General features: G+C 62.5%; 4 protein-coding genes. 3 read left to right on the forward strand and 1 reads right to left on the reverse strand.

Features of this window, described 5'->3' with window-relative positions; translation table 11 throughout:
• Positions 1–238: 238 nt before the first annotated feature.
• On the forward strand, positions 239–1,138 hold the full coding sequence (locus K6T84_RS23610; RefSeq protein ID WP_225401962.1) for an esterase family protein: 900 nt from the start codon (positions 239–241) through the stop codon (positions 1,136–1,138).
• A gap of 423 nt (positions 1,139–1,561) precedes the next feature.
• Here the strand turns inward: K6T84_RS23610 and K6T84_RS23615 are convergent, their stop codons facing one another.
• Positions 1,562–2,173 carry a helix-turn-helix domain-containing protein gene (locus K6T84_RS23615; RefSeq protein WP_225401425.1) on the reverse strand — a complete coding sequence of 204 codons (612 nt, stop codon included), beginning with the start codon at positions 2,171–2,173 and terminating at the stop codon, positions 1,562–1,564.
• Between the two features lie 2,102 nt (positions 2,174–4,275).
• On the opposite strand from K6T84_RS23615, the gene K6T84_RS23620 reads away from it, so the two are divergent.
• On the forward strand, positions 4,276–4,962 hold the full coding sequence (locus tag K6T84_RS23620; RefSeq protein WP_329786970.1) for an MlaE family ABC transporter permease: 687 nt from the start codon (positions 4,276–4,278) through the stop codon (positions 4,960–4,962).
• Positions 4,959–5,759: an ABC transporter permease gene (locus tag K6T84_RS23625; RefSeq protein ID WP_408066180.1), complete on the forward strand. Its 801-nt coding sequence runs from the start codon at positions 4,959–4,961 to the stop codon at positions 5,757–5,759. The genes K6T84_RS23620 and K6T84_RS23625 overlap by 4 nt, the downstream gene beginning before the upstream one ends.
• Positions 5,760–5,787 lie beyond the last annotated feature (28 nt).

The raw sequence follows: 5,787 nt of genomic DNA on the forward strand, positions 1-5,787 counted from the left end.
GGAACACTGGCTCACCAAGCAGCGGAACGCCGGCTCCCACCGACCGTAATATCCAATGGGGGAAAATCGGCAACTTTCGGGATGCGGGGCGGCGCTACTGCCGGCATCCGCGGACGCCGGCGGGTGCGGTGGTCCATTTCGCTACCCCACAAGTCGACCTCGGCGCGAATCCGATTAATGTTTTAACATCTGCTAGGACCAATCCCCTCTAGGCGATGGAGATGTGGACATGAGAGACATGCCTGGTGTGTCAGCGATTTTTCGGATGCTCTGCCTTGCCGCATTGTCGATCGGGCTGATCGGTGTGGCGGCGGTGATTCCCGGAAGGGCGACGGCAGCAGGTTACGAGACACTCATGGTTCCGTCCGGCGCGATGGGCCGTGACATCCCGGTGGCCTTCGTCGGGGGCGGGCCGCACGCGGTATACCTGCTGGATGCGTTCGACGCGGCGCCGGATGTCAGCAATTGGATCACTGTGGGTAATGCCGTGAACACGCTTGCTGGCAAAGGGATTTCGCTCGTGGCGCCTGCCGGCGGCGCCTACAGTATGTACACCAACTGGGAGCAGGACGGCAGCAAGCAGTGGGATACCTTCTTGTCTAGCGAGCTGCCCGATTGGCTTGCGGCCAACAAGGGTTTGGCACCCGGCGGCCACGCCGCCGTGGGTGCCTCTCAAGGGGGCTATGCTTCGATGGCGCTGGCCGCCTTCCACCCCGACCGCTTCCGCTACGCTGGTTCGATGTCGGGCTTTCCGTATCCTTCGCAAACCACGTTGAACGGCGCCATCACCGCAGGGATGGAGCACTTCGGCGGGGTGAACGCCCAGGCCATGTGGGGCCCGGCACAGTTGGGCCGATGGAAGTGGCACGATCCCTACGTGCACGCCGCGTTGCTAGCCCAGAACAACACCCGGCTATGGGTTTTCAGTCCACAGACTCCAACGGCCAGCAATCCGGCCGCCATGCTCGACGCCGCCGACCAGGCACAGGGCAGCAACCGGGCCTTCCACCAGCAGTACCGCAGCGTAGGCGGGGACAACGGCCACTTCGACTTCCCGGTCAGTGGAGACCACGGCTGGGGGACATGGGCGTCGCAACTAGGTGCTATGTCGGGCGATGTTGTGAACACGATCCGTTAGCGGCTGAAGACCGCTCCCCGGCATGCGGAGGCTCCCGCCTCTCATGCCGGGAGCCCGAAGTTCAGCCCGTTGATGCCTCTGAGCGGCCGAATCTGGTCAGCGGGGGCATGGAGTTCTCGCGTTCTCTCCCCCGCGGGTCTGGAGGCATCAGCCACCGGGAGAGCAGTGGTAGAGAGCGGAAAAGGTGCGACCGGGGCCTTTGTGAGGAGCCATCCGGGTCCTCGACCAGACAGGGAACCCGGTCGCGCAGGTCGATGGAAGTTGCCTCCCAGGGGTCCGGCCGTCGGGTGTCCAACCCCGGTCGGATGCACCGTATCCGGTCCGAGTGGGCTCCGGGGCCTCTCACTGTGGCGTCGCAGCGCACTTCGCTTGTGCCACCAACTTGGCGACTGTTGGCTGTCGTTGAGGAGGGCGATGACGGCGTCACTGTGAATGACGACGAAGTTTTGGCCATTGCCGGGCAGTGTGGGCGGTCTTCGGCGAGCTGATGTGGTCACCGGCGTGCTGGCGCTGGCGGGGGCGAGCAGCCCGCTGAGGGCGCCGATGCCGATCATCGTTCAGGGCGGGTCGGACGAGCCGGTCAACGCGGGTGGAGATGTGGCGACCGCACAGGCCATTGACCGTGTGACATTCCCACGAGACCGTAGCGACTTTGGGTGGAGTGCCGCCGGGCGGTGTCGTAATCGTCGATCCAGGCGTCGGCTGCGTGACGCGCTTCTTCACAGGTGTGGAAGTGCCTATTGGGCAACAACTCCCACGCCAGTGTTGACGACGGTTGAAAACCCGGCCAGTCGCGACGTCGTCAACAGCCAGGGTTGAGTTGAACGATTCCGCGACCGCGTTAGCGACAGCAGACAGCTCCCCGGTGTACTCACCATCGCCATCGGTGCGGAAGACGACTCCGGCCATCAGCGCCGCGACGGTGTTGGGTCGAACCTGCCGGCCTATCTCGCGCAGGTCGGCGATGATGCGCGGCGATCCGTAGGTGCCCTTGTGTTTGTGGACCAGGTCGTCGATGGTGGCGGCCAGCGCCACCCGACGCCTGTGTTGTTGGGATTGATCTCCCTTGCGCCACTTCTAAAGCCACGCCTGCGCCGCTCCCCAATGCTCGAGACGACGTCGCTGTACCCACTCTGGGTGGCGATCGTAGTGCCAGGCTGCATTGCTTCCTTGCTCCAGAGGGCGCACAAGCGTTTGAGGACATCGCGCTCCATGGCTAGCTCCGCGTTCTCCCTGCGCAGCCGCTTGAGTTCCCCGCGTTCACTGTCGTAGAGCCGGCCGTCCTCATGTCGCGTGCGGTCGTAGAGTCGTACCCAGTTGCCCAGGCCGCCGCTGCCCAGCGGTTGTTGAGCCCCTGTCGGCGACTTGACCGACTGTTGACGACGGTTGAAAACCAGGCCAGGGGCCACGGGTGGTTTCTAGGCGCGGTCGCAACACTTCTCTAGATTCTGGAGGTTGAATCCCCCCGGCGAGTCCGGAGAACCCGGGGTACATCAGAGTCTCCGGACTCGCCGGGGGATTCACTCGGACTGCTCGACATCCCGGACAGTGATGACCGAACTTGACACGAAGGTCCCCTTGGGAGGCGAGATGACGACCCAATACTGCGCAAAACGAGCTCTCATGGCCGTCAAAGAGTGGTTGCCGATGCCCGTTGCCAGGAGGAGCGAAATAGATAAAGGAATAGCGCTTTCGGATCCCCCTTGCGGGTATCGCTCGAGGCGTCGTCGTCATAGGCGCCGAAGCGCCATCCGGGCCTTCTTTGCGCTGTTATGTGATGTGTATCGCAGTGTTCATGACCCGGGGCTGTGCTGCGGGAACGAACACTCTAAAAGATAATCAGTTAAATAGTTAACGAAACGGCGGCGCCTGGGGGGTCTGTCCGATGGTGGCGGGCGCAGTTGCCGGGCAACGCAACGTCGATTGCTCCGTCGTGATCTTGGCCATCCCGGAGTCGGGGGCAGGGGACCGCGGCCGATATGTGCTGATGATGGCGCTGAGTAGAACCCTGGCTCGTGCGTCCCAGTGCAGCCGTTCATCGGCGGAGGGATGTCGATGACTCCTCGGGGGCGACCCCTCGCGGTGCTGTGGCCAGTATGGGCAGCCACCGGCTCGCTGCGCGAGACGTCGCCGCATCTTCTCCTCGGCGGTGGAAGATCGCATTATTCCGCAAGTTTACTGGCGTGCTTCAATTCTTGTGTGTCTACGAAGGCTGCAATAATTAGAAATTGCGTGGGTAAAGCGCGAAGTTAATACCATAATCATCGAGAAGCAAATCACGCTTTCTATAGCATGTTCGCGGATGATTTGTCTTTGCTGGGTAAATATCTAAAGTCGACGCGGAGCGAAATTATCGTGCCGACAGCAACCGTCGACATGGGGGTAGACGCCTGGTCGCGAACCCGGGGGGTTAGGAGTTGTCGCCGTCATCGTGCCTCACGTCGCCGCTGGCCGTCCCCCGGTTGCTACCACAATATAGCTGAGGAGATGTCCCACAGTGCGATGACGAGGCGCCTGTCGCGGGCGCGCGTCCTCACGTGGATCGACATGCGCGAGCTGGCGAGGGCGCCTAGTTGCATCCTGTCCGCAGCAAAGAGTGATCACTCGACTTGGTGTTCCTGCGCATTATTCAAAGTCCCGGAACTGACTGTTGCTCGTTGTGAATTTAGTCGTGTACGGTTCACCGGTAGCTACAGGGGACCCGGGAGCAAGTCGCGCCGGGTGCTTGAATGCGGATTTGATGAAGGGGTTGTTGATCCAGTGAATGAGCGCGCGTTGGTGTGGGTGGGGAGGATGCCGATGGCCATCATGACCGCTGCGGTCTCTGGCCGCCGGCGCCAAACGTATGCGCAGCGTATGCGGTCTGACGCCAGCTGGATTCTGCCGCGTCCAAAGGACGTTCGTCGGCGCGCTCGTCGCACCGAGGTCATTCTGGGATCTGTCCGCTTGGTAACAGCCGAGGCCAGCTATGCAGGGGAGCGTTAGTGGTCGCGACGGACACTGCTACGGAACCGCTGCGTGAGGCCGGAGGTTCCGTCGCACCTGACGGCAAGCCGCCGAGGCCGTTCGCTCTCGGCGGTAAGCCGCTACGTGAGGTCGGCAGCTTCTTCGCGTTGTCGCTCGACACCCTGGTCCAGATGGTCCGCCCGCCCTTCGCCTGGCGTGAGTTCCTCCACCAGAGCTGGTTTGTAGCTCGGGTGACGACCTTCCCAACCGTTTCGGTGTCGATCCCGTTCAACGCGTTCGCCGTATTCATCATCAACATCCTGCTGGTCGAGATCGGCGCCGCCGACGCCTCCGGCACCGGGGCTGCACTCGCTTGTGTCGTCTACATCGGTCCGATATCTACGGTGTTGGTCGTCGCCGGTTGCGGGGCCACCGCGATGTGCGCCGAACTGGGCGCTCGTACCGTCCGTGAAGAAGTCGACGCCATGCGAGTGATGGGAATCAACCCCGTCCAACGTCTGCTGGTGCCGAGAGTGTTGGCGCTCACGGTCAACGGATTTCTGCTCAACGCGGTCAACACCATCGTCGGCTTGGTCACCAGCTATTTCTTCTCGGTCGGCTTCCAACACGTCGATCCCGGTTCTTACGCGGCGAGTCTTACGCTGCTCGTCGGGGTCAGTGACGTCGTCATTGCCTTCGCCAAGGCGTCACTATTCGGGCTGATCGCAGGCTTCATCGCCTGCTATAAGGGCCTCACCGTGGGAGGCGGTCCACAAGGTGTAGGCAATGCGGTGAACGAGACCGTCGTCTACACGTTCATGGCGTTGTTTGTGATCAACGTAGTACTCACAGCGGTCACTACGAAGGCGACGATGTGAGCGGCCCCGCGGGAGTTCGGCTGCCGCGGCTGACCAAGGCCGCGCGCGACTTCAGCAACGGGTGGAACCGGCTGGGGAGCCAGACAGCTTTCTACGTCAGGGCACTCGGTTTCGTGTGGGAAGCCATCGTCCGCTACAAAGTCGAGACGATGCGTCTGGTCGCCAACATGAGCCTGGGCGTTGGTGCGCTGGCCGTCATCGGCGGCACCGTGGTGATCGTGACAACCTTGACAATGTCCGTCGGTGGGCTGGTTGCCATTCAGCTGTTCCGGTCGCTGTCGGATGTCGGCGTACAGGCCTTGAGCGGCTTCGCCTCGGCCTACATCAACACGCGTCTGGCGTGCCCGCTGGTCGCCTGTATCGGCCTGGCGGCCACCATCGGCGCCGGCGCCACGGCGCAGCTCGGCGCCATGCGGATCAACGAGGAGATCGACGCGCTTGAGGTGATGGGCATCCACTCGATCACCTACCTTGTGTCTACCCGCGTGGTGGCCGGTGTCATCGTCGTGATCCCGCTGTGGTGCTTGGCGACGTTGTCCGGCTACGTGGCCACCCGGACGCTCGTCATCTTCGCCTACGGGCAGGCGCCCGGGGTTTACGACCACTACTTCCATACTTACCTGCAGCCAACCGATTTGATCTGGTCGATGCTGCAAGTCATCGGAACGGGAATAACGATCATGCTGGTGCACACCTTCTACGGTTTCAACGCTTCCGGTGGGCCGGCCGGCGTAGGTGAGTCGGTCGGTCGTGCGGTTCGCGCCTCACTGGGAGCAATGATCAGAACCTGTGGATGACCCTCGGTGGGGCGGCATGAAAGTGGGC

Source organism: Mycobacterium zoologicum, from assembly GCF_020181635.2.
In the GTDB taxonomy this organism is placed as follows: domain Bacteria; phylum Actinomycetota; class Actinomycetes; order Mycobacteriales; family Mycobacteriaceae; genus Mycobacterium; species Mycobacterium zoologicum.